This is a genomic window from Parafrankia sp. FMc2, assembly GCF_041008525.1.
Classification (GTDB): Bacteria; Actinomycetota; Actinomycetes; order Frankiales; family Frankiaceae; genus Parafrankia.
In genome coordinates this window covers 1-23478 of record NZ_JBFLUG010000058.1, presented here as the reverse complement: position 1 = coordinate 23478, position 23478 = coordinate 1, and the positions used below count along the sequence as shown (strand labels likewise).

The following is a 23478-nucleotide window of genomic DNA, read 5'->3' as shown; positions in this document are numbered from 1 at the left end:
CGGGCCCGGCGGGCGGCTTCCACCGCTCCCCCCGGGCCCGCGCCTGGACCTCGGGCAGCTGCGGCTATCGCAGCTGGTCCTTCATCACTTTCCCTGACGCGTTCAGCGGCAGGCTCTCCAGGAACTCGACGGACCTGGGCACCTTGAAGCCGGCCATCTTCCCCCGGCTCCAGGTGATCAGCTCCTCCTCCGTGACCGGCCCGCGCCGGACCACGAAGGCCCTGCCGACCTCGCCGAGGCGCTCGTCGGGCACGCCGATCACAGCCGCCTGCGCGACCGAGGGGTGCTCCAGCAGGAAGCCCTCGATCTCCGCCGGGTAGGCGTTGAAACCGCCGACGATGAACATGTCCTTCTTGCGGCCGACGATCCGCAGGTAGCCCCGCTCGTCGAGGGTGCCGAGGTCACCGGTGTGCAGCCAGCCGTCGGCGTCGATCGCCTCCGCGGTGGCGGCCGGGTCGTCGAGATAGCCCTGCATCACCGTGTAGCCGCGGATCAGCACCTCGCCGTCGGTCGCGATCGAGACCTCGACGCCGTCGCAGGCCTTCCCGACCGTGGTCGCGATGTCCTCGAAGGAGTCACCGGGCCGCGAGGCCGTCGCGGTCCCCGCCTCGGTGAGCCCGTAACCGGTCATGATCGACCGGAACGGCAGCTCCTCCTTCATCCGCCGGATCAGCTCGACCGGGATGTCGGCCGACCCGGTGACGGCGCACCGCAGCGAGGACAGGTCCGCGTCGCCCTGGGCCGCGAGCAGCGAGTGGTAGAGCGTCGGCGGCCCCGGGAGCATGGTGATCCGCTCCCGCTCGATCAGCGCCAGCAGCCGGTCCATCTCCAGGACCGCCATCGGCACGATCGTCGCACCCCGGATCAGGGCGGCGACGATCCCCGCCTTGTACCCGAAGTTGTGGAAGAACGGGTTGACGATCAGGTAGCGATCACCCTCCCGCAGATCCGCCTGGTTGCACCACTCCTCGTACAGCCGCAGCGTCTGCGCGTGGTTCATCATGACGCCCTTGGGCCGCCCGGTCGTCCCCGAGGTGAACAGGATGTCGGCGATCTCCTCGCCGTCCACCACCACCGGCTTCTCCATCGGCGTACCCGTGTCGAGGAAGCCCGACTTGATATCGACCGCGGGAACGGCGGTGACGCCCTCGTAGGACTGACCGAGGAAACCCTCCTGCACCAGGACCATCTTCGCCCCGCTGCGGGTGAGGATGTCGTTGGCCTCCTCGGCCTTGTATCGGGTGTTCACCGGAACGAGGACGCCGCCGGCGGTCAGCAGCCCGAAGGCAGCGATGATCCACTCGGCGGAGTTCGGCGCCCAGATCGCCACCCGGTCACCCTTGCCGACGCCCGCCTGCGCGAACGCGCCCGCGGCCGTGCGGACACGGCCGACCAGCTCGGTGAAGGTGAGGCGCAGCTCACCGTCGACGACCGCCTCGGCAGCACCGAAGCGGTCGGCAGCGCTCAGCACCATCTCCGGGATGGTCGCCCAGGTCATGCGTCGATCAGCCTGGCGAGGTTGCCACCCATGATCTTCGCCTTGTCGTCGTCGCTGAGGTTCTCCAGCACGTCGACGTAGCTCACCGGGTCGCCCAGGCCCTCGGGGTGCGGGAAGTCGGAGCCGAAGAGCACCCGCTCGATGCCGAGCAGCTCGCCGAGCTTGGCCATGTCCTCCTCCCAGAAGGGGCTGACATGGATGTTGCGGCGGACGACCTCGATCGGGTTCTCGAGGAACTGCTGCGGGTACTTCTTGTAGACGTCCTTGAGCTCACCGAGCAGCGGGGCGACCCAGGAGGCGCCGTTCTCGACGACGGCGATCTTCAGGTCCGGGAACCGGGACAGCGCGCCGTGGCAGACCAGCGCCGCCACCGTGTCCTGGATCGGGCGCCACTGGCCGATCATCCGGAACGCGTCCGGCTGGAACGGCAGGTACTCGCGGGTCTGGCCTTCCCAGTCCTGGGTGTAGCGGTTGTAGCCGCTGTCGGACGAGTGCAGGCCGACCAGGATCTTGTGGTGCACCACCCGCTCCCAGAACGGGTCGAACTCGGGCAGGCCGAACGACCGCGAGCCGCCGTACCCGGGCACCGGCGCCGGGCGGATCAGAATGGCGCGGGCACCGCGCTCGACGACCCACTCCAGCTCCTCGATCGCCTTCTCGACGATCGGCAGCGTGATGACCGGGGTGGTGAAGATCCGGTCCTCGTAGTTGAACTTCCACGTCTCGTACAGCCACTCGTTGAGCGCGTGGATGACGACGTGCGTCAGCTCCGGGTCGTCCCGCATGCGCTCCTCGATGAGGCTCGCCAGCGTCGGGAACATCAGCGTCCGCTCGATGCCCTGCTCGTTCATCAGCTCGAGGCGGGACTTCGGCTCGCGGAACGCCGAGATCGAGCGCATCGGCTTGCCGATGATCTCACGGTAGGACTTGCCCTCGGGGTTGCCGAGGCGGAAGAAGTCCTCCTGCGCACCCGGGCGGGCGACGACCTCGAAGGTCGGGTTGGGGATGTACTCGCTGATCTGACCCCGGATCGCGATCTTCGTACGCCCGTCGATCTGGACGTACCGGATCGCGCCCTTGAACTCCTCCGGGAGGTGCTTGGTGAACGCCTCCTCGGTCTCGTACAGGTGGTTGTCCGCGTCAAAGATGGGGTACGGCGGTACTCGCGTAGGCATGAGATCCTCCCTTACTGATAAGGAGAACCCTATTCTCTTCCCCGCCCGGCCGCAATGTCTACCGCCGGCGCCAGGGTCCTCCGCGGCTACCGGGTCTATCGCTGGGCGAGGCCGCGGCGCAGGACGACCTTCTGGATCTTACCGCTGGGGGTGCGCGGGAAGTCCGCCGTCGCGAGAACCTCCTCCGGCCACTTCTGCCGAGCCAGGCCGGCCCGCTCGAAGTGGGCACGCACCTCGTCCAGCGTGGGCAGGACGGCGCCGGCCTGCAGCCGCAGCACCGCCGCCGCGTGCTCCCCGAGCCGGGCGTCGGGTGCGGCGACCACAGCGGCCTCCGCGATATCGGGCATGGTCAGCAGCACCTCCTCGACCTCCAGCGCGCTGATGTTCTCCCCACCGCGGATGATGAAATCCGCCTTGCGGTCGACGATCGTGAGGTAGCCGTCCTCGTCGAGCACGCCGACGTCGCCCGTGCGGTACCAGCCCTCGGCGTCGAAGACCTGCGCGGTCAGCTCCTCGTCGAGATAGCCCAGGCACAGGTCGGGCCCGCGGCTGAGGATCTCGCCGTCCGGGTCGAGGCGGATCTCCACCCCCGGCAGCGGGTCGCCGTCGGTGAACAGGCGCTTGTCCTCCGGGGCGGTGTGCCGTGACCCGGTGATCGAGGGATGCTCGGTGCTGCCGTAGGAGCGGAACACCGTCATCCCCAGCCCGGCCAGCCGGGTGGTGACCGCGGCCGGAACCGAGGAGCCACCGAGGCCCGCGTACCTCATCCCGGCCAGGTGCTCCGGGGTGAAGTCGGGGTGGTCAAGCAGACTCGTGACGAAGTAGGTGGCGCCACCGCCGACGGTCAGGCCGTCGGTGCGCATCAGCTCCAGCGCCTTTCCCGGGTCCCAGACGTCCGCCAGGTTGATCGGGCGGCCGTCCAGCACCGGGATCAGGAACGCGTTGAGCATGCCGATGAAGTGCCCGACCGGAGCGGCGGTGAGCTGACGGCCGCGGTCGGGCGGGTAGAGCCCGGCGAGCTGGCGGGTCTCGAAGCCCAGGGTCTGGTGACTGTGGATGACCCCCTTGGGGTCGCGGGTCGTTCCGGAGGTGAACGCGATCACCGCGGGGGACGCCGGATCCGTCGCGATGACGCCGGCCAGCGGCTCGTCGGCGAGCAGGTCATCGAAGTCGCGGCCGACCACGCCCACCACGGGGACGCCGGCACACAGGTCGGGCTGGAGCTCCATCCGCCCGAAGCCCTCCGCCGTGACGAAGACCTTCGGCGCGGTGCGCTCCAGGATGTAGCCGAGCTCCTTGCGGCCGTAGAAGTGCACGACGGGGACCACAACCGCCCCCAGCAGCGTCGAGGCCCAGAAGACCGCGGCCGCCTCCATCCAGTTCGGCAGCTGGAACACCACGACGTCGCCGGGGCCGACGCCCCGCGCGCGCAGGCCCGCCGCCAGCCGGCGGGCGACCTGCTCGACGTCGGCGAAGGTGCCGCTCCACGGCCGGACCGCCGAGTGGATGCGGAACTGGGCGCCGGGCGCGGCCGCCAGCCCCGCGGCGAGAATGTCGCCGAGCGTCTCCTGTGTCCACCAGCCTTCGGACTCGTACCGCTTGACCAGGTCAGGGGGGACCGTGCGCATGCCACGAGCTCCGATCTGTGCCGCGATCACCAGACTCTCCCAGGACAGCCGGACAGTTTCCACCTCTCGTCAGCGCACTACCGACGCGCTGACGCGCTACCGACCGCACTACCGACACACCGCCGGCCGCCGCCTGGTCCGACCGGGCGCTGCCCACCACCCGGCTACCGGCCCCGCGAACAATCGTGCATGCGGGACGATAATGCTACTCTCAATTACAAAGAATTATATTCTCTGAAGACTATATTCTCACAGTGGAGTTGGGTCCATGATTGATCTTGAGCTCGAGGACGGGCTCGCCGTCATCACGATCGACCGACCCGAGGCCCGTAACGCCATCTCGCTGGCCACCATGGGTGAGCTGGAGAAGGCCCTCGACGCCGCCGAAGGCGCCGGCGCGCTGGTCATCCGGGGCTCGGGCGACCGGGCGTTCGTCTCCGGCGGCGATCTCAAGGAACTCGCGGCCCTGCGGACCGAGGACGATGCGACCGCGATGGCACTGCGGATGCGCGCCATCTGCGACCGACTCGCCGACTTCCCCGCTCCCGTGATCGCCGCCGTCAACGGGCACGCCCTCGGCGGCGGAGCCGAGGTCGCGGTGGCGGCGGACATCCGCGTCGCCGCCGACGACATCAGGATCGGCTTCACCCAGTCGACCCTGGCGATCATGCCCGCGTGGGGCGGCGCCGAACGGCTCGCCGCGCTGGTCGGCCCGGGCCGGGCCCTGCTTCTCGCCGGCACCGGCCAGACCCTGACCGCGCCCGAGGCCGAGCGCCTCGGCCTGCTCGACCAGGTCCTGCCCCGCGCCGACTTCGACGCCGGCTGGCGGGCTCTCGCCCACTCCCTCACCGCTGCCCCCGCCCGAGCGATCAAGCATGTCATCGGGCGCCCCGGCGCTCCGGTGTCGGCCGAGGAGGCAGCCCGGACGTTCGCGCGGCTGTGGGTGGACGACGCGCACTGGGCCGCCGTCGAGCGTGCGACCGCCAAGCGCTCCCGCTGACACCGCCGAACAGCGTCGCGGCCGCGGGGGGACGGGGTCCGTCCTCCCACGGCCGCGTGCCGGTCAGGTGACCGCGCCGGCGGTCTTCAGCTCGATGATCCGCTCCCAGTCGAGACCGAGCTCCATGAGGATCTCCTCGGTCTGCGCCGCGAACTCCGGCGCCGGGCCGAGCTGGGGCGCGCCGATGTCGAACTGCACCGGGCTGGAGACCACCTCCACCTCGCCGCCGGCGGAGAGCAGGTACTCGTTCGCCCGGATCTGCGGGTCGCTGCCGACCTGCAACGAGTCCTGCACCGGCGCCCACGGGCCGGACAGCGTGCCGAGGCGCTCGGTCCACTCCGCCAGCGTGCGGGTCGCGAAGACCTCGCGGAGGATCTCGACGGCCTCCGCGGTGTGCTTCGCGATCTCCTCGGCCGAGGAGAAACGCGGGTCGTCGATCAGCTCCGGCCGGTCGATGTGCCGGCAGACGTCCGCCCAGTACCGCCCCGGCTGCAGCATCACCAGGGACAGGAAGCGGTCGTCCGAGGTGCGGTAGAGGCCGGACAGCGGGTTGCTCGGCGACCCGTGCCCGCCCGGCTCCGGTGCCTGCAGTGCCTCGTCGAGCAGCAGCGACAACGCGATCGTCTGGCCCATGGCCCACAGGCCGCTGCCCAGCAGGGAGACGTCGACGACCGACGGCTCGCCGGTGCGCTCGCGCTTGAACAGCGCCGCCGCGATGCCGCCGGCGAGGTTCGTGCCGGAGATCGTGTCGCCGTAGGCCGGCCCGGGCGGCGGCGTCATGCCCTTGTGGCTGCGCGGCGTGATGCTGGCCGCGGACGACGCCCGCGCCCAGAAGGCCGTCATGTCGAAGCCGCCCTTGTCGGACTCCGGCCCGCGCGGGCCGAGGGCGCTGCCCCGGGCGTAGATGATCTTCGGGTTGAGGGCGCGGATGTCCTCGACGTCGATGCCGAGCTTCTGGCGCGAGCGCGGCAGGAAGCTGGTGAGGAAGACGTCGGCGCGCCGGACCAGCTCGTCGAGGACCTCCTTGCCCTCGACGCTGGCCATGTCGAGGCCCAGGCTGCGCTTGCCGCGGTTGGCGTGCCAGATGTTCGGGTTCGGGCCGTCGCCGACCTTGAGGTTGCCGGTCTGCTTGAGGCCGCGCTGCGGGTCACCGGTCACGGCATGCTCGACCTTGATGACCTCGGCGCCCCAGTCGGCGAGGACCCCGCCCGCCGAGGGCACGAACCCGTACATCGCGACCTCGAGAACGCGGATCCCCTCAAGTGGCTTCATGTGCCATCCTCCCCGATCGCCATGCTCAGCACGAACTCCTCCAGACCACCACTGCGGGCTCCCGGGCACCCGCCGGCCGGCGCCCACGGTGCGGCCCCGGCCACCGCTGATCAACGGTGGCCGGCCCCGTGGGACGGGGCCTTGGCGGCACCCGGAAAGGATGCCCGAAAGTTACATTCTCAGAACACGGGAATCAACCAACAGCACTACGAGAACTACCGGCTCAGCCCGGGTACCGGTGCCGTCCTGGGCGCCCGCACCCGGGTCCGCCGGGCGGCCGCGCCGGCCGCGCCGCGGGTGTCTCAGCCCAGCGCGGTCGCGAAGATCTGCGGCAGCTCGATCGAGGTACGGATGCCCGGCGCGGCGGCCACGACGACCGGCACCGCGTTGACCGCCCGGTTGGCGGTGTAGGCCGGGGAGACCTCGGCCATCCGCTCCAGCGGGGTCGGGAACCGCAGGTCGACCTCAAGCGGCGCGTCACCCTCGACGGAGATGTGCCACCCGGTGTCCCGCAGGTCCCATGCCGGTTCCAGGTCGGTGGTGCAGTACCAGTTGGCCCGGAAGCTCATGACCTCGCGGCCGCCCCGCATGCCGGAGACCGTGAGCCGCTGGGCCGCGACCGTGCCCGGCTCGATCGTTCCCGCGGCGATGTGCACCGGCCGTGGTGAGACACCGACCTCGCCGGAGCCCTCCACCGAGTCCAGCGGCATCCCCAGCGTCTCGGCGACGAGCTCCAGCGACGGCCCGAAACTGATCACACCGTGCGCCAGCCGGGCCTCGTCGACGCTCGCCGGCGGCTGGCCGAAGCCCATGACGTCGAACAGCAGCCCGGGCGAGTTCCGCTTGGACAGGTCCGCGAACTCCTGGATGACGAGCCGGTCCAGCCGGCGCTGGATCGACGACAGCGCCAGCGGGATCGCCTCGGAGATGAACCCCGGGCTGCTCCCGGTGCTGTGCACGGACGTCCCGCCCTGCTCGCAGGCGGCCTCCACCTTCTTCCGCACATCCGGGTCGATGTTCGCCAGCCGGTGGAACTCTCCACGGGTCGTGACGATGTTGGCCCCCGAGGCGAGGATCCGGCTCACCTCGTCGGCGTCGAAGTACCGGGGCATGTAGAGGACGCAGTCGGCGCCGAGCGCGAGGATCTCCTCGACATCCCGGGTGGCGGTCACGCCGGTCGCGTCGACCCCGCACAGGTCGCCCGCGTCGCGCCCCGCCTTCTCCTCCCCGTGCACCAGCACACCGGCTAACGCGAGCTCGGGGTGCTGGATCACCGCCCGCAACGCATAGGTGCCGATGTTGCCGGTGGCCCACTGAACAACCCGCAGCTGACCCACGTCTGCCATCCCCAATCGACTCGTCGATCTGTCGGGCACGGCACCGCGCCCGACGCCAGCGGAACATCCGGGCATCGCGCGGGAGTCGGCCGAGCGCTGGCTGGCGGGCAGCACGGACCTGCGGTCGCTGTGGTGACGCGCGACGTCCGCGGTGCGGCCGTCCTGGTGCGCTGGTGCGCTGGTGCGCTGTGAGCTGGCTGCCCCGTGCGCGGGCGCCTCACGCATCGGCGCCCCGCGCGGGCGCCCGGTGCGTCACGCCGGGCCGGCGCCCTGTGCTTTGCGCCACAGCCTAAGCTCGTTCTGACCTGGGCGTCAATATTGTCGAGGCGGCCGGCCACTGCCATGTGGCGGGCCCAGAACCGGTCAGATCAGGCGGGTACCGGCGCGGCGTGAACGCCTCGGCGCTCGGCAGCCGCAGCAGACAATCCACCGTGTTGCCGTGGCCACCGGCGTGTGCGCACCGGGGTGTGCGACCGCCCGCCCGCGCATCATCACGCTGGAGGATTCGTGCAGCTCAACGGACAGTCGACACTGGTGACGGGCGGAGCGTCGGGCCTCGGCCTGGGCACCACGCGGGTCCTGCTGGAGCGCGGCGCGTCGGTCACCATCGTCGACCTGCCCTCCTCCCCGGGCAAGGACGTCGCCGCGGAGCTGGGCGTGCGCTTCGTCGCTGCGGACATCACCGACACCGATCAGTTCGAGGCGGCGCTCGACGCGGCCGCGGCCGACGGCCCGCTGCGCGGGGTCGTCCACTGCGCCGGCCGCGGCGGTGACCGGCTGCGCATCCTCGACCGCGAGGGCAAGCCCGGCGCGATCGACAGTTACGCCGACATCATCCGGATCAACCTGGTCGGCACCTACAACGTGGTGCGGCTCGCCGCGGCGCGGATGGCCCGCAACTCCGAGCTCCTCGACGGCGACCGCGGCGCGGTCGTGCTGACGGCGTCGGTCGCCGCGTTCGAGGGCCAGATCGGCCAGACGGCCTACGCCAGCGCGAAGGCGGGCGTGCGCGGCATGACCATCGTCGCCGCCCGTGACCTGGCCAGCTGGGCGATCCGGGTGAACACCATCGCGCCCGGTGTCTTCGAGACGCCGATGCTCGGGCGGCTGCGGGACGACATCCGCGACGGCCTGGCCGCCGGTGTCCCGCACCCGAAGCGCCTCGGCACCCCGGCCGACTTCGGTCGCCTCGCCACCGACCTGCTGGAGAACGGCTACATCAACGGCGAGGTGATCCGTCTCGACGGCGCGCTGCGGATGGCCCCTCGCTGACCACGACGCTCGCTGAGCCCGGCGCCTCGCGTCGGCGGTGCCTGGCCTCCGCGGCGCGGGCGTGAGAGTGTCGTCACAGACGTGACGACGGTGCGACAAGCCGGTCCTGACCGCACTCCGCCAGGCCTGACCGCGGGCAAGTCCTCCGCCCGCACCGCTGGTGGCTGCGGTTCGAGATGACCAGATCAGCGGCTACGGCCCGGCCTCCCCCGGGCTGGGCGCAGCCCGCAGACCTGGACCGGCCCCTGCGAACCTGGTATCGACGTCAATGTTAAATATTCGTCGGCCGGCCGAACCCTCGACCGCGGGCGCGAGCAGGAGGATGGTCATGACACCGGTCATGCAGGGCGTCCGGATTCTCGAGGTCGCAGAGCACACGTTCGTCCCCGCCGCCTCGGCTCTCCTCGCCGACCTCGGTGCCGACGTGATCAAGATCGAGCACGTCGAGCGCGGTGACGCCATGCGCGCCCTGGCCTCCTCGGGCATCGCCGTCGTCCCGAAGGACGTCCACGTCCTGCTCGAGCACTCCAACCGGGGCAAGCGCAGCCTCGGCCTCGACCTCACCTCCGAGGCGGGGCGCGACATCCTGTACCGGATCGCGGCGACGGCCGACGTCTTCCTGACCAACAAGCTGCCGAGCGTCCGCACCAAGCTGCACGTCGATGTGGACGACATCCGCGCCGCCAACTCGAAGATCATCTATGTGCGAGGCACCGGCCAGGGCGAGCGGGGGCCGGATGCGGACCGCGGCTCCTACGACTCGTTGTCGTTCTGGGCCCGGTCCGGCGTCGCGGTCGGAATCATGCGGCCCGAGTACGGGCACGTGCCCGTGCCGCCCGGCCCCGGCTTCGGGGACTCCATCGGCGCCATGACGATCGCCGGTGGCATCATGGGCGCGCTGTTCCACCGGGAACGCACCGGCGAGGCCACCATCGTGGACGTCTCGCTGCTCTCCTCGGCGATGTGGTCGATGGGCCAGTCCATGGCACTCTCGCTGCTGCTCGGCGTGCCGTGGACCCCGCCGCCCGCGGACCAGCAGCGGATGAACCCCCTCAGCAGCAACTACCTCACCCAGGACGGCCGCTGGCTGTCCATCACCTGCCTGCAGGCGGGGAAGTACTGGGCGCCGCTCTGCGAGGTGATCGGGCGCCCGGACCTCGCCGTCGACCCGCGTTTCGCCGACCACGCGTCGCTGCTGGCCAACAGCGGCGCGGCGATCGCGATCCTGACCGAGGTCTTCGCCGCGCGCCCACTCGCCGAGTGGCGCGAGCGGCTGGCGGATTTCATCGGCCAGTGGACCGTCGTCCAGGACACCCTGGAGGCTGCGGCGGACCCGCAGTCGATCGCAAACAGCTATGTCCAGGAATGCACGACCGCGGACGGGATTCCCTTCCAGCTCAGCACCGTGCCGGTGCAGTACGACGAGCAGCCGGCGGCGCCGCGCCGCGCGCCGCAGTTCAACGAGCACGGTGACGAGATCCTCGCCGAGCTGGGCCTGGACCAGGAAGCCGTCCTGGATCTGAAGATCCGTGGCGTCGTCGCGTAGCACTTCCACCAGACACGATCAGGAGAACGAAGATGACGCTGTTTGACGCCTTCCGCTTCGACGGCAAGCGGGTCGTGGTCGTCGGGGGCGCGACGGGCATGGGTGCCGCGGCCGCCGAGCTGGCCGTCAGCGCCGGCGCCGAGGTCGTGGTGCTCGACTACGCCGACATCAAGCTCGACGGTGTCCAGGCGATCCACGTCAACCTCGCCGAGTCCGCCTCGATCGACGCCGCGGTCGCGCAGCTCGACGGGCCCGTGCACGCGCTGATCTCCGCCGCCGGCGTCGCCGACGGCACACCCGGCATCGAGAAGATCAACTTCATCGGGCACCGCTACCTCATCGACCGGCTGCTCGCCGCCGGCCAGCTGCCCAGCGGTTCCGCGATCGGTTTCATCTCCTCCGCCGCGGGCCTCGGCTGGGAGGCCAATCTCCCGCAGATCAAGGAGTTCCTGGCCATCACCGACTTCGACGAGGCCTCGAAGTGGGCCGTCGAGAACGGCAAGGCCGACTACATGAACAGCAAGCAGGCCGTCTGCGCCTACGTCGCCACCCAGGCGCTGCCGCTGCTCAAGCAGGGCATCCGGATCAACGCGATCTGCCCCGGCCCGACCGACACCCCGCTGGCCCAGGACAACAAGGAGACCTGGCTGGGCTTCGGTGCCGACTACCGGGCCGAGGTGGGCATCAAGGCCGCGACCTCGCTGGAGCAGGCCTACCCGCTGCTGTTCCTGGTCAGCGCCGCCGCCTCCGCGATCAACGGCATCACCCTGGTCACCGACGCCGGCTACTTCGCCTCCGGCCTCACCGAGACCTACCCGGCCGCGACCCCGATCGTCCGTTTCCTGTCCGGCCGCAGCTAGTCCAGCGGGCCGGTCTCCTCGGCCTGGCCTGACGCCCGGCCGAGGGACCCGGCCAGGGGCCCGGAAAGGGACCTCGGAAAAGGGACGGATGACGACAACGAGCAGTGACGACCGGCAGCGCGACGGGCATATCCTGCTGGAACTCGGATTTGATGCCAGGCGGGTCGGCGACGAGTTCCACGGAACGGCGGCCGTCGTCCCGGAAATGTTCGTGCCCGGTACCTCCAGCGTCCGGACGTCCATTCTCGCGACCTGGGCCGACGTGGTCGCGGGTCGCACGATGATGGGTTTCCTCGCCCCGCGGGTCCCGGTCACGCTCGACCTCGACATTCACGTCCACCGGCCGCTGCGGGAGACCGAGCGGATCGACGCCACCGGCCGGCTGGTGAAGAACGGCCGGTCGGTCGCCGTCATCGAGATCGACTTCGCCGGGGCGGACGGGGAGAGCCTCGCGCTCGGCGTGGCGTCCTTCATGGCCGCCCCGGATCCGTCCGTGCTGCTGACCCCGGAGATGAGCCGGGAGCCGGACGTCGCACTCCCCCGCCAGCGGCTGCGCGAGCCCTTCGCCCGGCGCGCCCGGTGCGAGATCCGCGAGCCCGGCGTCGCCGTGCTGCCGCGGACCGACGACGGGCTGAACGCCGCGCGCACCCTCAACGGCGGGCTGATCGCCCTCGCCGCCGAGGAGGCGGCACTCTCGCTCACCCCGGGTACCTCCCTGTCGCTGTTGGCGCTGCGCTACCTGCGCCCGGTGCGCACCGGCCCCGCCGTGGCGACGGCGACCGTACGATCCGGTCTCGGCCGGGTCGAGGTCCGGGACGCCGGTGACGACCGGCTCGCCGTCTACGCGACCACCAGGGCCTTTCCCGTCTCGGCGGACTGACCCCACGACCAGGACAGGCCACACGAGCGGGACTGATCGACACGAGCGGGACTGACCACACGGGCGGGACCGACCACATGAGAGGACGAAGAGCAGGCATGCGCCCACTTCCCGAGATCACCCCAGCGACCGAGTGGTTCTGGAAGTCCGGGGCTGACGGGAAGCTGCGGGTCCAGGGCTGCGACGACTGCGGCCAGCTCGTGCACCCGCCGGTGCCCATCTGCCCGCGGTGCCGCAGCCGCTCGCACGCGCCCACCGAGGTCTCCGGCCGGGCCACCGTCGTCGGGTTCACGATCAACGCCCAGCAGTGGTCACCCGCGTTCACGCCGCCGTACGTGATCGCGAACGTGGCCCTGGCGGAGGACGCCAGTGTCCGGCTGACCACGAACATCACCGGCTGCGAGCCGACGGACGTCCACATCGGGCAGGAGGTGGCCGTCCGCTTCGAGCAGCACGAGGACGTCTGGCTCGCCCTGTTCGAGCCGACCGGCGGCACCGACCCGACGGACCGGGTCGGCGAGCCCGACCTGCCCACCCCGCGCGCGCCCCTGAGCGCGGACCGCTTCGAGCACCGCGCGGTCCTGTCCGGGATCGGCCGGTCCCGGATCGGCCGACGGCTGATGGTCGATCCGCTGGAGCTCACTGTCGACGCCTGCCTGAAGGCCGTCGCGGATGCCGGCCTCACCCTCGAGGACATCGACGGCCTGTCCACCTACCCCGGCGCGGCCGGGATGGGGATGAGCGAGGGCGGCGTGACCGCCGTCGAGGAGGCCCTGCGGCTGCACCCCACCTGGACGAACGGTGGCGGTGACCTGCCCGGACCGGGTGGTTCGGTGATCGCCGCGATGCTGGCGGTCGCCTCCGGGCTGTGCCGGCACGTGCTGTGCTTCCGGACCGTGTGGGAGTCGACCCACCGGGCCCTCGGGCTGGGCGCCTCCGGCGGTGGGCGGGTCTCCAACGCGTCATCGCTGTGGCGCGCGCCGTTCGGGGCGATGTCCGCCGCGAACTGGATCGCGATGAACGCGAACCAGTACTTCCACCGCTACGGCGCCGACCGGGAGATGCTCGCCGCGATCGCGCTGAACGGCCGCGCGGGCGCCGCCCTCAACCCGAACGCGATCTACCGCGACCCGCTCACCCTCGACGACTACATGTCGGCCCGGCCGATCACCACGCCGTTCGGCCTGTACGACTGCGACGTGCCGTGCGACGCGTCCATCGCGGTCGTCGTCTCCGACGCCTCCGTCGCCGGCGACCTGCCGAAGCCGGCGATCCGGGTGGAGGCCGTCGGCACGCAGATCCTGGAGCGGGTCTCCTGGGAGCAGGGGATCATCACCCACGAGCCGCAGGTCCTCGGCCAGGCCGCCCACCTGTGGACCCGCACCGACCTGCGTCCGGCCGACGTCGACCTGGCCCTGGTCTACGACGGTTTCACCTTCAACGCGATCTCCTGGCTGGAGGGGCTCGGTTTCTGCGGCATCGGTGAGGCGCAGGACTGGCTGGACAAGGGCCGGCGCATCGCGCTGGACGGCGAGCTGCCGCTGAACCCGCACGGCGGCCAGCTGTCCGAAGGTCGCACCCACGGCTACGGCTTCTTCTACGAGGCGGTCACCCAGCTGCGGCACGAGGCCGGCGAACGCCAGGTCGCCGACGCCCGGACCGCGGTCGTCACCTCCGGCGGCGGCACCCCCTCCGGCGTCCTGCTGCTCCAGCGCGACGGCGTCTGACCCTGACATAGTGTGCGCCATGACGGAATTAACCTGGAATCCCTACGACAAAGTGCTTCACCACGCGCCCTACGATGTCTGGCGCGAGCTGCGCGACAAAGCACCGGTCTACCGGAACGATGAACTGAATTTCTACGCGTTGTCGCGGTACGACGACATCGAGGCCGCCCACCGCGACCCGCAGACCTATAGTTCCGCGTACGGCACCGTTCTTGAGATCATGTCTCCGGAGCCAATGCAGACCGGCCACATGATCTTTCTCGACCCGCCGACGCACACCGAGCTGCGTACCCTCGTCTCCCGGGCGTTCACTCCCCGGCGGATCTCCGCCCTCGAGGACAGCATCCGGGCCCTGTGCGCGGAGATGCTCGACCCGCAGATCGGCGGTGACGGTTTCGACTTCGTGCAGGACTTCGCCGCCGAGCTGCCGTCCAAGGTGATCTCCGAGCTGATCGGCGTCGACCCGGCGGACCGCGAGCAGATGCGCCGCCTCATCGATCTGACCTTCCACATCGAGGAGGGCGCCGGCATGGTCAACGACGTGTCGTTCGGCGCCCAGATCGAGATGCACGCCTATCTGACCGAGCAGCTCGAGCTGCGCCGCTCCCAGCCGCGCGACGACATGATGACCAGCCTGGTCCAGGCGGAGATCGTCACCGACAACGGGGTCCGCCGCCTTTCCAACCAGGAGGCCGCCGACTTCGCCAACCTGCTCATCAGCGCCGGCACCGAGACGGTCGCCCGCCTGCTCGGCTGGGCCTGCTCCGTGCTCGCCGAGCATCCCGACCAGCGCGCCGAGCTCGTCGCGGACCCGTCGCTGATCGGCAACACGGTCGAGGAGCTGCTGCGCTACGAGGCGCCCTCCCCCGTCCAGGGCCGCACGCTCACCACCGACGTGGAGCTGCACGGCACCCGGATGCCGGCGAAGTCCCGGGTCCTGCTGATCACCGGCTCGGGCGGCCGCGACGAGCGCAAGTACCCCGACGCGGACCGGTTCGACATCCACCGCCGGTTCGACAGCCATGTCTCACTTGGTCACGGGGTGCACTTCTGTCTCGGCGCCGCGCTCGCCCGGCTGGAGGCGCGGGTCGCCCTGCAGGAGACCCTGCGCCGCTTCCCCGAGTGGGGCGTCGACCACGAGCGCGCGGTGCGGCTGCACACCAGCACCGTGCGTGGCTACGAGAAGCTCCCCATCACCCTGGGCTGATCCCGGCGGCTGTCGGCCGGCGCCGTCACTCGTCGCCGAGAGCCACCGGCCTGCCGGTCGCGGGGTCGACCGCGGCGAGCACATGCGCCGGGGCGTGGTTCGACCAGCCGACCTTGGGCCAGTTCAGCCAGCCGGACGAGGCATAGGTGCCGCCGTCGGGGTGCAGCGTCGTCCCGGTGACGTAGGTGGACAGTGCGGAGGCGAGGAAGACCACGCAGCCGGACACGTCCGTGACGTCTCCGGGCCGGCCCATCGGGATCCCGACCCGGACACCGACGGGCGTCGAGTAGGCGTTGTCGCCGCCCCCGGACATCTTCTGCATGTTCGGGGTCGGGGTGTAGTCCGGGGCGACGTTGTTGACCCGGATGCCGCTCGGGGCGACCTCCACGGCCAGCGTGCGGCCGAACTGCTCGACGGCCGCCTTCGCCGCCGCGTAGACCGCGAAGCCGGGCGCGGCGCGGTGCGCCTCGACCGTCGTCAGGTTGACGATGCTGCCGCCGCGCCCGCCGGCCTGCATCCGCGGCACGGCCAGCGAGCAGGTGTGCAGGATGTGCGTCAGGTTCTGCCGGATCAGCGCGTCCCAGCCCTTCGGCCGGGTTTCGACGAACGGCGCCCGGAAGGTGCCGCCGACCACGTTGACCAGGGTGTCGAGCCGGCCCCAGGCCTCGTCGACCGCGGTGAACAGCCGCGCGAGCTCCTCGGGGTCACGCGCGTCGCCGTGGTGCACGATCGCGTCGGCGCCCTGCTCCTTCAGCGTGGCCCGCAGTGCCTCGACCGCGGGCCCGTCGATGTCGATGACCGCGAGCCGTACGCCGTTGGCCGCGAGATCCGTGGTGACTGCTCCCCCGATCCCGCCCGCTCCGCCGCTGATGACGGCAACAGTGCCCGCCAACCCACCGCGATCCTCGAACCAGCCCACGCCGGACCTCGCCTCCACTCCACGTCAGATGCACATCGGTCGCGCCTGCGCGGCGCGGTCAGGTCAGATCAGGTCAGGTCAGGTAGGTCTCGCCGAAGGCCTCGACGAAGGCGATGGTCTCGGCGGCGGAACGGGTGCGGGACGAGATCAGCGTCCAGGTCACACCGGCCTTCTCGATCTCGGCGAGGGCCTCGCGGTGGCGGTCCACGTCGGTGGTGACGGCATCCGGGGAGGTCACGCCCGAGTAGGAGTAGGACACGTCGATCAGGTCGGTGCGGCCGTTCGCCGCGGCCGCGTCCCGCATCTCGCGGATCATGGTGCCGAGATCCGCGAGGGACCCGATCGAGACCGTCCGGGCGGTGGTCGACAGCTGCGGGCCGCCGGACATCGCCATCCAGCCCTGCCCGCGCGCGGCCACCCGCCGACGGCTCAGCTTCGAGTTGCCGCCGATCCAGATCGGAATCGGGTCCTGGACGGGCCGAGGCTGCGCGATCACGTTGCGGGCGTCGAAGTGCAGGCCCTTGAAGCTGAACGGCTCGCCGGACCAGTGCAGCGGCAGGACGTCGAGGATCTCGTCGAAAAGAGCGTTGCGCTCCTCGAAGTCCACCCCCAGCGCGTAGAACTCGGACTTCTGGTAGCCGGTGCCGATACCCAGCGTGAACCGGCCACCGGAGACCTTGTCGACGGTCGCCGCCGACTTGGCGAGCAGGAACGGGTTGCGGTAGGGCGCGACCGACAGATGGGTGAGCAGCCGCAGCCGCTCGGTCACGGCGGCCACGTAGCCCAGACCGATGAACGGGTCGAGGCTCTGGTGCCCGCCGTTCTCCAGCCAGCGGGCGCCGGGAACCGGGTGCTCGGTGAGGGACAGCGCGTCGAACCCGGCCTTCTCGACAGCCCGGGCGACGTCCCCGAGCGGTCCGGGGTCGAGGAAGTCACCGCTGGTCCCTGACGTCTCCGGGTAATGAAAGATGAAGCGCATCGTGTCGTCGCCCTGTCCGTGCGTCGCGGCGTCCGTCTTTGCTCTGCCTCTCGTGTCTACCAGAAAGTAGACACCGACGTCAGAAATGCGCGCCCGACCGAGCGGCCAGCAGCCGGCCGAGGCAGGCCGAGGCAGGCCGGCGAGACACCGCGAGCCGGCAGCTCCAGAGTCGGCACGCAACAGGTCGGCACACCCCAGCCGCAGCTTCGCCGATCCAGCGTCGCGTCTCCGGTCCTGCCGGCCTCCAGCAGCGCCCGCCGACCTCAGAGATCCATCAGGACGGCGGACGGGTCGGCGTGTTCCGCGCCATCCCGGATCTCGAACACCCCGGGCTCGACCTCTCCCGATCGTTGTTCGATCTGCTCCCGCCATCCCGGCGGCCACTGCGTTCCCCGCGACCAGCGGATTCCCGTCAGGGACATATCGACCAGATCGACCTCGCGGAGATCCGTTTCCGTGAAGTCATTCAGGGCGAGCTCAAGGCTGCTGGCCGGATCCGCGAAGGGGTCAGCGTGGTCGCGGCGATGGTGAAGATCATCTTCGATCGCGAGGGCGAGGCCGCGGGTCTGCTTCAAAGCATGGGCGCGGACACGGGCACGAGCCAAGTCGAGGGCACGAGCGAGGGTGAGGTCAAGGGTTCGGACGAGGTCGGGACCGCAGACACGCTCGTGGGTGACGTCCTGGGCGTCGGCGAGGTCGAGGGCACGGGCGAGGGCCAGCGCGAATGCGAGAGCGAGGTCGAGAGCTTCGGAAAGCTCGAGGTCGAGGGCCTCCTCGCAGGTGTGGCCGCACGCCAGGTCGACACCGCGGGCGCGGGCGAGGTCAAGGGCACGAACGAGGGCGAGAACGCGGACACGGGCGAGGGCGAAATCGTGAGCGAGGGCGAAATCGAGCGCGAGGGCGAAATCGAGGGCTCCGGCGATCCGCAACACCGAGGCAAGACCGGTGATCGCCGGATCACCGCGGAGGGCAAGTCGATCAGCGGGCGGAAGCGACCTCAGCAGGCGCGCCGTCGCACCCACGCCGCCCTCCAGCTCACCTTGGCCAGCGGGAGCAGCAGGGGCCTGCGTTCGCCCAGCGATCAGCCCGGCACCCGGAACGATCGCGGCCAGGCCGGATCCCAGATCCAGAACAGTGCGGATGGCGTCCTCGACCGCGTCACGTCGAGCCGGCAGCAGCGCGTCACGTAGGCCTGCCTCGATGTCCAGGACGGCGTCCACGTCACCAATCAGATCCCGGCGAGCCGATGCCAGTTTCTGGTCCAGCTCTTCCTCAGTCATGGAGTTCGCCTCCTCTCCTTGGATCAACATGGCCAGCGAGTGCACGGCGGGCCTTGTACAGGCTGGCTCGGACCGCGTCCGGTTCCATCCTTAGCTCCTGCGCGATTTCTCCCGGCGTGTAGCCGTCCACCGCCCAGGCCATCACCTGTCGTTGGCGGGGCGGAAGCAGGTCGAGGAGACGGAGGACCTCATGTCGGCCGATCACCGCGTCCAGGTCCGCCGGGCTACCCAGCAACGGCGAGCGCGCCTCGGGAACCTCAGCCACCGACTCCTCGGCGAGGTCGGCGATCCGCCGGGCATAGGCGCGGGACGCGACCCGCCGAGCCCACGCCTCCGGGCGATCGATGCGGTCCCACGAGCGGAACGCGATGACCATCGTGTCCTGGGCGATCTCGACGGCATCGGCCTGCCGGACGCCCTGCCAGATCAGGAACCCCACGAGCGTGGGGACGAACCTGCGGTAGAAGGCGCTGAACTCCGCGACTGTGTTCGCCGACAGGCCGGACAAAGGGGCGGGCGCCGCTCTCGAGGTTGCGGAGGGCTCCGGCGGGTCAGGGCGGCTGTCCATGTGAGCACCGTTCTCAGTCGAGGGGCCGGTGTGCCACGACCATGGCCAACTGCGACCCATCGGGACGTCGTGCCAGCAGCGTGCTACCGGGCGGCACCGTCCGGGCCACCTCGACCATCAGCTGCCGGTTGATGTTCGCCTGCCGCAGCGAAGAACGTAGGCGTAGCCACAGGTTGGCTAACCCCAGGGTCTCCACAGCGATCACCGTCATGGCCGTTACGAAAATCGGATCCACTGGTCTGCACCCTTCCCGAGCCGCCCACGAACGCGAGCGTCGGGGGACAGTGGCCCGGGAATGCCTTGATCGTGAACTCGGTCCGGCAGTCCGTTCTGGCCGCCGCGTCATCGAGACCTTCTGCATCCCTGAATGCACGGCGCCCGGGCGAGGCGAGTTCCGGCCATACCGACCGACCCACCGGCCACTGGCCACCGGCCGGAAGGCGCGGGTCAGGGCTGGAAGCGGTAGCCCATGCCGGGCTCGGTGGTCAGGTGGCGCGGCCGGGTCGGGTCGGGCTCGAGTTTGCGGCGCAGCCGGTTGATGTAGAGCCGCAGCGACGAGGTGTCGTCCGGGTAGGTCGGGCCCCAGACCTCGCTGACCAGCGCGCGGCTGCTGACCAGCTTGCCCGGGTCGCGGGCCAGCGCGTCGAGCAGTCGCCATTCGGTCGGCGTCAGATGCACCGGCGGCGTGCCCTCCGCGCGGGCGGTCACCGACCGGGCGGCGAAGTCGACGCGGTAGCCGCCGACGTCCACCGCCGGCCCGGTCTCGGCCGCCGGGGACCGCCGGCTCACCGCGCGCATGCGGGCGAGGAGCTCCTCCACGGAGAACGGCTTGGTGACATAGTCGTCGGCACCGGCGTCCAGAGCGGCGATCTTCTCCGGCCCGGACGTCCGGCCCGACAGCACGATGATCGGCACCCGGGTCCACCCCCGCAGACCGCGGATGACGTCGATGCCGTCGATGTCGGGCAGGCCGAGGTCGAGCACCACGAGGTCGGGCGGGTGCCCGGCGGCCTCGGACAGCGCCTGCCCGCCGTCGACCGCCGTCCGCACCTCGTAGCCCCGGGCCCGCAGCGTGATCCGCATCGCCCGCAGCAGCTGGGGCTCGTCGTCGACGAACAGCACCCGCACGCCGGGCCGCGGCCCGGACCCGTCGCCCATCAGCCACAGCTCCCGTCACCCGCCTGTCGATCCAGCATGCCAGGCGGCCGGGGTCGCTCACCCGACAGCCCGGGGTGGCGGGGGTCCACACGGCTCCCCCCTAGCATCCGAGATCAATCACTCCAAGTAAGTAATTGACCTCAGGAGGTCATGGGTGGCACCTACCAGGAGGGCACGGGTCGGGACGTCCGCGATCGGTGTGCTGACGGCGTTCTGCATGGTCGGGGCGGTGGGAGCCGTGAGCGCGGTCGGCGTGCTGCCCGCGGCCGCGGCGCCCGGCCACAGCTACGTGGACGGCGGCTACGAGCTGATCGCCCTCACGCTGCCAGCCGGCCTGTCCGCGGGCAGCACGACCGCGCTGAACGACGAGGGCGTCATCATCGGCCAGGCCTGGTCCGACGGCTACGCGTCGACCGGTGTCGTCTGGCGGCGCGGCGTCCCGGCCGTCATCGAGGACAGCTCGCCGGTCGCGGTGAACGGTGCCGGGCAGGTCGCCGGGAACAGGTACCCGGCGACCGGGCCGCGCCACGGGTTCGTCTGGGCGGACGGGACCCTGACGACACTGGCGCCGACCAGTCCCGGCCCGAACCGGTTCAGCACGGTCAGCGACATTGCCGCCGACGGCACCGTGGTCGGCCTGAGCAGCTCCGACCTGCCCCTCGACGGCTCCGTCGGCCCGGAGGAGACGAGTACCCGCGCCACCGTCTGGCATGACGGGGTGCCGACGGATCTCGGCACCCTGGGCGGTGGCTGGAGCAGCGCGGATCTCGTCAACGACCGCGGCCAGGTCGCCGGCGTCAGCCAGACGGCCGCCGACGAGCAGCACGCCTTCCTCTCCGTCGCCGGAACGCTGCGTGACCTCGGCACGCTCGGCGGCACGTACAGCTGGCCGGTGGCGATGAACAACCGCGGTCAGGTCGTCGGTGCGAGCGCGACCGCGGACGAGCACACGCACGCCGTCCTCTGGGACGGCGGGCAGGCGATCGATCTCGGGGTCGCGCCCGGATTCACCGACAGCACCGCGGTCGGGATCAACGAGCACGGTCAGGTGCTGGTGCAGAGCTTCAACCAGGCTCCCGGCCCGATCGAACCGATCAGTCCGATCGACCCGGCGGCAGGGGAGCCGGGCGGCGATCTCCTCTACCCGTACCCGTCTCCCCTGGACTACTCCACGGCCGCGTTCGTCTGGACCGCCGGGCAGCGCCGGGCCCTCACCGGTATAGGGGGCACCACCATCTCCCCGTCCGCGATCAGCGACGACGGCACCGTGGTCGGGTCCGCGACCACCGCGGATGGCGTGGAACGTCCCTACCTGTGGTCCGACGGCGAGGCCCGCAGGCTCGACGGCCCGGCACCGCTGTCCACGGGCTACGCCAACGCGATCAACCGCCGAGGCCAGGTCGTCGGCTTCACGAACCCGCAGGGCGGGCGCCAGATCCCCCTGCTCTGGCAGGCTGCCGTCTGACATCGCCGGTCGCGCCCGGCCCGGTCCCCGCCGACGGCCCGACCGGAACCACGTGCTCGGGGCGGCCCGCGGTCTCGCGCTCCGCGGGCTCCCGCGCCGCAGACTCGGCCGGCATCCCGGACCCCGCCGGCGCAGCGGGCCGGCCCCCGCCGGCGGGCACCGGCCGGGCGGACAGCACCGGCTCGCCGCGCCGGCGGGCCAGATACCACCGGATGCCGGTGTCGAGCGCGCGCTGGGCCCGGCGCACCACCGGCAGCTGCATCGCCCGATGGGCCTGGTAGCGCCACGGGGGCTGGTCGCTCTGGCGGACCGCCATCGCGTACGCGAACTCGACCGGGTCGGGTCCGTCCGCGCCCGCCGGCATCCGGTCGAGCAGCGCGTCGACCCGTTCGAACCAGGCCATGCTCGTCCGTGCGCGGGCCTGCAGCGGAGCGAGGGCGGCGTGGCCGTCCCGGTCGAACTGGGCGAGCGCCCCGCGGACGTCGTCGTGCTCGTAGAGCATCTGGGCGAGCATGACTCCGTCCAGCATCGCCAGCGCGGTGCCGGAACCGAGGGTGAAGTGGGTGGTGTGGGCGGCGTCGCCGAGCAGCACCGTGTTGCCGGCATACCAGCTGCGGTTGGTGATCTGGGCGAACCGCTGCCACCGGGCGGGGCGCCCGGGGTGGTCGATGAGGCCCTGTCCGCCGAGCGGGCCGGCGAAGATCTCGCTGAGGCGCCGGCGCACCTCGCCGGCGTCCGCGGTGGCGAACCCGAGCCGCTCCCAGGTACCCGGCGCACATTCGACGATGCAGGTGCTGATGTCCGCGCTGGACGGATAGGCGTGGAACCACAGCCAGCCCGCCGGGGTGCGCTCGAAGGCGAAGGTGAAGTTGTCGAAGCGCCGCGGTGTCCCCAGCCAGATGTACTGGTTCGCGCCAAGGTCGGTCCGGGTGCCGAACTGGCCGTCGAGCATCGTGCGCAGCTGGCTGTTCGCGCCGTCGGCGGCGACGACGAGGTCGGCGTCCGGGCGGGAGGGCGTCCCGACCCCGCCGAGGGCACCCAGGTCGGCCAGGTCGGTCAGGTCCGCGATCTCGCGCCGGTGTTCGACGCGCACCCCGAGCTCGACCGCCCGCCGGGTGAGGATCTCCAGCAGGGCCGACCGCTGCACGCTGAACCCGTAGCCGGCGAAGTGCGCGACCCGGCCCGGGCCGAGGCTGATCCGCTGCTCCTGCCAGAGCGCGGACGCCGCCCGGATCTCCCGGGCACTGTCCGCATCGTTACGGAACAGGACGTCGAGCAGGTTGTCCCAGTAGACGACGCCCCAGCCGTACGTGGCGGCCGGGGAGTCCCGGTCGATCACCGTGATCTCGTGGCCGGCGTCCCGACGCATGGCGGAGATGGCGAAGTAGAGGCCGGCCGGCCCCCCACCCACGCAGACGATCCTCACGAGCCCCCCTGACCTGCGTAGAGAATGCTGCCGAAGAAGATGCCGCCGCACAGTGATGAAAAGAGACGGCAAAGGCCGTGCAGCCCGGTCGATGATCACCGACCTGCACGACCGTGGGCGGGCCACCGGGGAAACGGGGCCCGCCGCGGGGCTCACGCCCCTGACTCGCCTTCTCGGGAGAGTGCGGTCACGCTCGGGAGAGGGCGGTCACGGCGCTGGGCTCACCAGCCCCAGCCGCCGCCCCCCGCCTCCTATACAACGCTGACTTTTCCGACACCGGA

Annotated in this window: 20 protein-coding genes; 9 read left to right on the top strand and 11 right to left on the bottom strand. The window is 71.1% G+C overall.

The window, feature by feature from the left end; all coding sequences use genetic code 11:
- Positions 1 to 64: 64 nt before the first annotated feature.
- From AB1460_RS20045 to AB1460_RS20035, 3 genes are all read right to left on the bottom strand, one after another.
- The gene (locus AB1460_RS20045) at positions 65 to 1498 is read right to left on the bottom strand and encodes a FadD3 family acyl-CoA ligase (protein WP_368963217.1); all 1434 of its coding nucleotides are present in this window, start codon (positions 1496 to 1498) and stop codon (positions 65 to 67) included.
- Positions 1495 to 2673, bottom strand: a complete 1179-nt coding sequence (locus AB1460_RS20040) for an amidohydrolase family protein (RefSeq protein WP_368963215.1) — start codon at positions 2671 to 2673, stop codon at positions 1495 to 1497. The genes AB1460_RS20045 and AB1460_RS20040 overlap by 4 nt, the downstream gene beginning before the upstream one ends.
- Before the next feature lie 95 nt (positions 2674 to 2768).
- The gene (locus tag AB1460_RS20035; RefSeq protein WP_368963214.1) at positions 2769 to 4301 is read right to left on the bottom strand and encodes an AMP-binding protein; all 1533 of its coding nucleotides are present in this window, start codon (positions 4299 to 4301) and stop codon (positions 2769 to 2771) included.
- A gap of 268 nt (positions 4302 to 4569) precedes the next feature.
- Here AB1460_RS20035 and AB1460_RS20030 point away from each other — a divergent pair, with 268 nt between their 5' ends.
- Positions 4570 to 5301, top strand: a complete 732-nt coding sequence (locus AB1460_RS20030; protein ID WP_368963213.1) for an enoyl-CoA hydratase/isomerase family protein — start codon at positions 4570 to 4572, stop codon at positions 5299 to 5301.
- Between the two features lie 63 nt (positions 5302 to 5364).
- Here AB1460_RS20030 and AB1460_RS20025 read toward each other — a convergent pair whose 3' ends face one another.
- Together AB1460_RS20025 and AB1460_RS20020 are read right to left on the bottom strand one after the other, a co-directional pair.
- Positions 5365 to 6573, bottom strand: a complete 1209-nt coding sequence (locus AB1460_RS20025) for a CaiB/BaiF CoA transferase family protein (protein WP_368963211.1) — start codon at positions 6571 to 6573, stop codon at positions 5365 to 5367.
- A gap of 302 nt (positions 6574 to 6875) precedes the next feature.
- On the bottom strand, positions 6876 to 7919 hold the full coding sequence (locus AB1460_RS20020) for a dihydrodipicolinate reductase (protein ID WP_368963209.1): 1044 nt from the start codon (positions 7917 to 7919) through the stop codon (positions 6876 to 6878).
- Positions 7920 to 8417: 498 nt separating this feature from the next.
- Here AB1460_RS20020 and AB1460_RS20015 point away from each other — a divergent pair, with 498 nt between their 5' ends.
- The 6 genes from AB1460_RS20015 (at position 8418) to AB1460_RS19990 (ending at position 15402) form a co-directional block, all read left to right on the top strand.
- Positions 8418 to 9182 carry an SDR family NAD(P)-dependent oxidoreductase gene (locus AB1460_RS20015; protein WP_368963208.1) on the top strand — a complete coding sequence of 255 codons (765 nt, stop codon included), beginning with the start codon at positions 8418 to 8420 and terminating at the stop codon, positions 9180 to 9182.
- Positions 9183 to 9510: 328 nt separating this feature from the next.
- Positions 9511 to 10728 carry a CaiB/BaiF CoA transferase family protein gene (locus AB1460_RS20010; RefSeq protein ID WP_368963206.1) on the top strand — a complete coding sequence of 406 codons (1218 nt, stop codon included), beginning with the start codon at positions 9511 to 9513 and terminating at the stop codon, positions 10726 to 10728.
- A gap of 32 nt (positions 10729 to 10760) precedes the next feature.
- Entirely contained in the window at positions 10761 to 11588 is an 828-nt protein-coding gene (locus AB1460_RS20005) for an SDR family oxidoreductase (protein ID WP_368963205.1), read from the top strand.
- An 88-nt stretch (positions 11589 to 11676) separates the two neighbouring features.
- Entirely contained in the window at positions 11677 to 12468 is a 792-nt protein-coding gene (locus AB1460_RS20000) for a PaaI family thioesterase (RefSeq protein ID WP_368963204.1), read from the top strand.
- Positions 12469 to 12566: 98 nt separating this feature from the next.
- Positions 12567 to 14195, top strand: a complete 1629-nt coding sequence (locus AB1460_RS19995) for a thiolase C-terminal domain-containing protein (protein ID WP_368963203.1) — start codon at positions 12567 to 12569, stop codon at positions 14193 to 14195.
- Positions 14196 to 14214: 19 nt separating this feature from the next.
- Positions 14215 to 15402, top strand: a complete 1188-nt coding sequence (locus AB1460_RS19990) for a cytochrome P450 (RefSeq protein ID WP_368963201.1) — start codon at positions 14215 to 14217, stop codon at positions 15400 to 15402.
- Positions 15403 to 15427: 25 nt separating this feature from the next.
- On the opposite strand, the gene AB1460_RS19985 is transcribed toward AB1460_RS19990, so the two are convergent.
- Both AB1460_RS19985 and AB1460_RS19980 read right to left on the bottom strand, forming a co-directional pair.
- A complete protein-coding gene (locus tag AB1460_RS19985) occupies positions 15428 to 16321 on the bottom strand; it encodes an SDR family NAD(P)-dependent oxidoreductase (protein ID WP_368963200.1) in 894 nt (297 codons plus the stop codon).
- A gap of 73 nt (positions 16322 to 16394) precedes the next feature.
- A complete protein-coding gene (locus AB1460_RS19980; RefSeq protein ID WP_368963199.1) occupies positions 16395 to 17300 on the bottom strand; it encodes an LLM class F420-dependent oxidoreductase in 906 nt (301 codons plus the stop codon).
- Positions 17301 to 17596: 296 nt separating this feature from the next.
- Between AB1460_RS19980 and AB1460_RS19975 the strand changes: the two genes are divergently transcribed.
- Positions 17597 to 18490 carry a hypothetical protein gene (locus AB1460_RS19975; RefSeq protein ID WP_368963198.1) on the top strand — a complete coding sequence of 298 codons (894 nt, stop codon included), beginning with the start codon at positions 17597 to 17599 and terminating at the stop codon, positions 18488 to 18490.
- 82 nt (positions 18491 to 18572) lie between these two features.
- Here AB1460_RS19975 and AB1460_RS19970 read toward each other — a convergent pair whose 3' ends face one another.
- The 3 genes from AB1460_RS19970 to AB1460_RS19960 all read right to left on the bottom strand — a co-directional run bounded on the left by AB1460_RS19970 (position 18573) and on the right by AB1460_RS19960 (position 20306).
- The gene (locus AB1460_RS19970; RefSeq protein WP_368963196.1) at positions 18573 to 19148 is read right to left on the bottom strand and encodes a sigma-70 family RNA polymerase sigma factor; all 576 of its coding nucleotides are present in this window, start codon (positions 19146 to 19148) and stop codon (positions 18573 to 18575) included.
- A 13-nt stretch (positions 19149 to 19161) separates the two neighbouring features.
- Positions 19162 to 19359, bottom strand: coding sequence for a hypothetical protein (locus AB1460_RS19965; RefSeq protein ID WP_368963195.1), 198 nt, complete (start codon positions 19357 to 19359; stop codon positions 19162 to 19164).
- A 236-nt stretch (positions 19360 to 19595) separates the two neighbouring features.
- A complete protein-coding gene (locus AB1460_RS19960) occupies positions 19596 to 20306 on the bottom strand; it encodes a response regulator (protein ID WP_368963193.1) in 711 nt (236 codons plus the stop codon).
- Between the two features lie 154 nt (positions 20307 to 20460).
- Between AB1460_RS19960 and AB1460_RS19955 the strand changes: the two genes are divergently transcribed.
- Complete coding sequence (locus tag AB1460_RS19955) at positions 20461 to 21771, top strand: hypothetical protein (RefSeq protein WP_368963191.1); 1311 nt, start codon at positions 20461 to 20463, stop codon at positions 21769 to 21771.
- On the opposite strand, the gene AB1460_RS19950 is transcribed toward AB1460_RS19955, so the two are convergent.
- Positions 21716 to 23182 (bottom strand): FAD-dependent monooxygenase, encoded by a 1467-nt coding sequence (locus AB1460_RS19950; RefSeq protein WP_368963190.1) that lies wholly within the window; start codon positions 23180 to 23182, stop codon positions 21716 to 21718. The genes AB1460_RS19955 and AB1460_RS19950 overlap by 56 nt on opposite strands.
- Between the last annotated feature and the right edge of the window lie 296 nt (positions 23183 to 23478).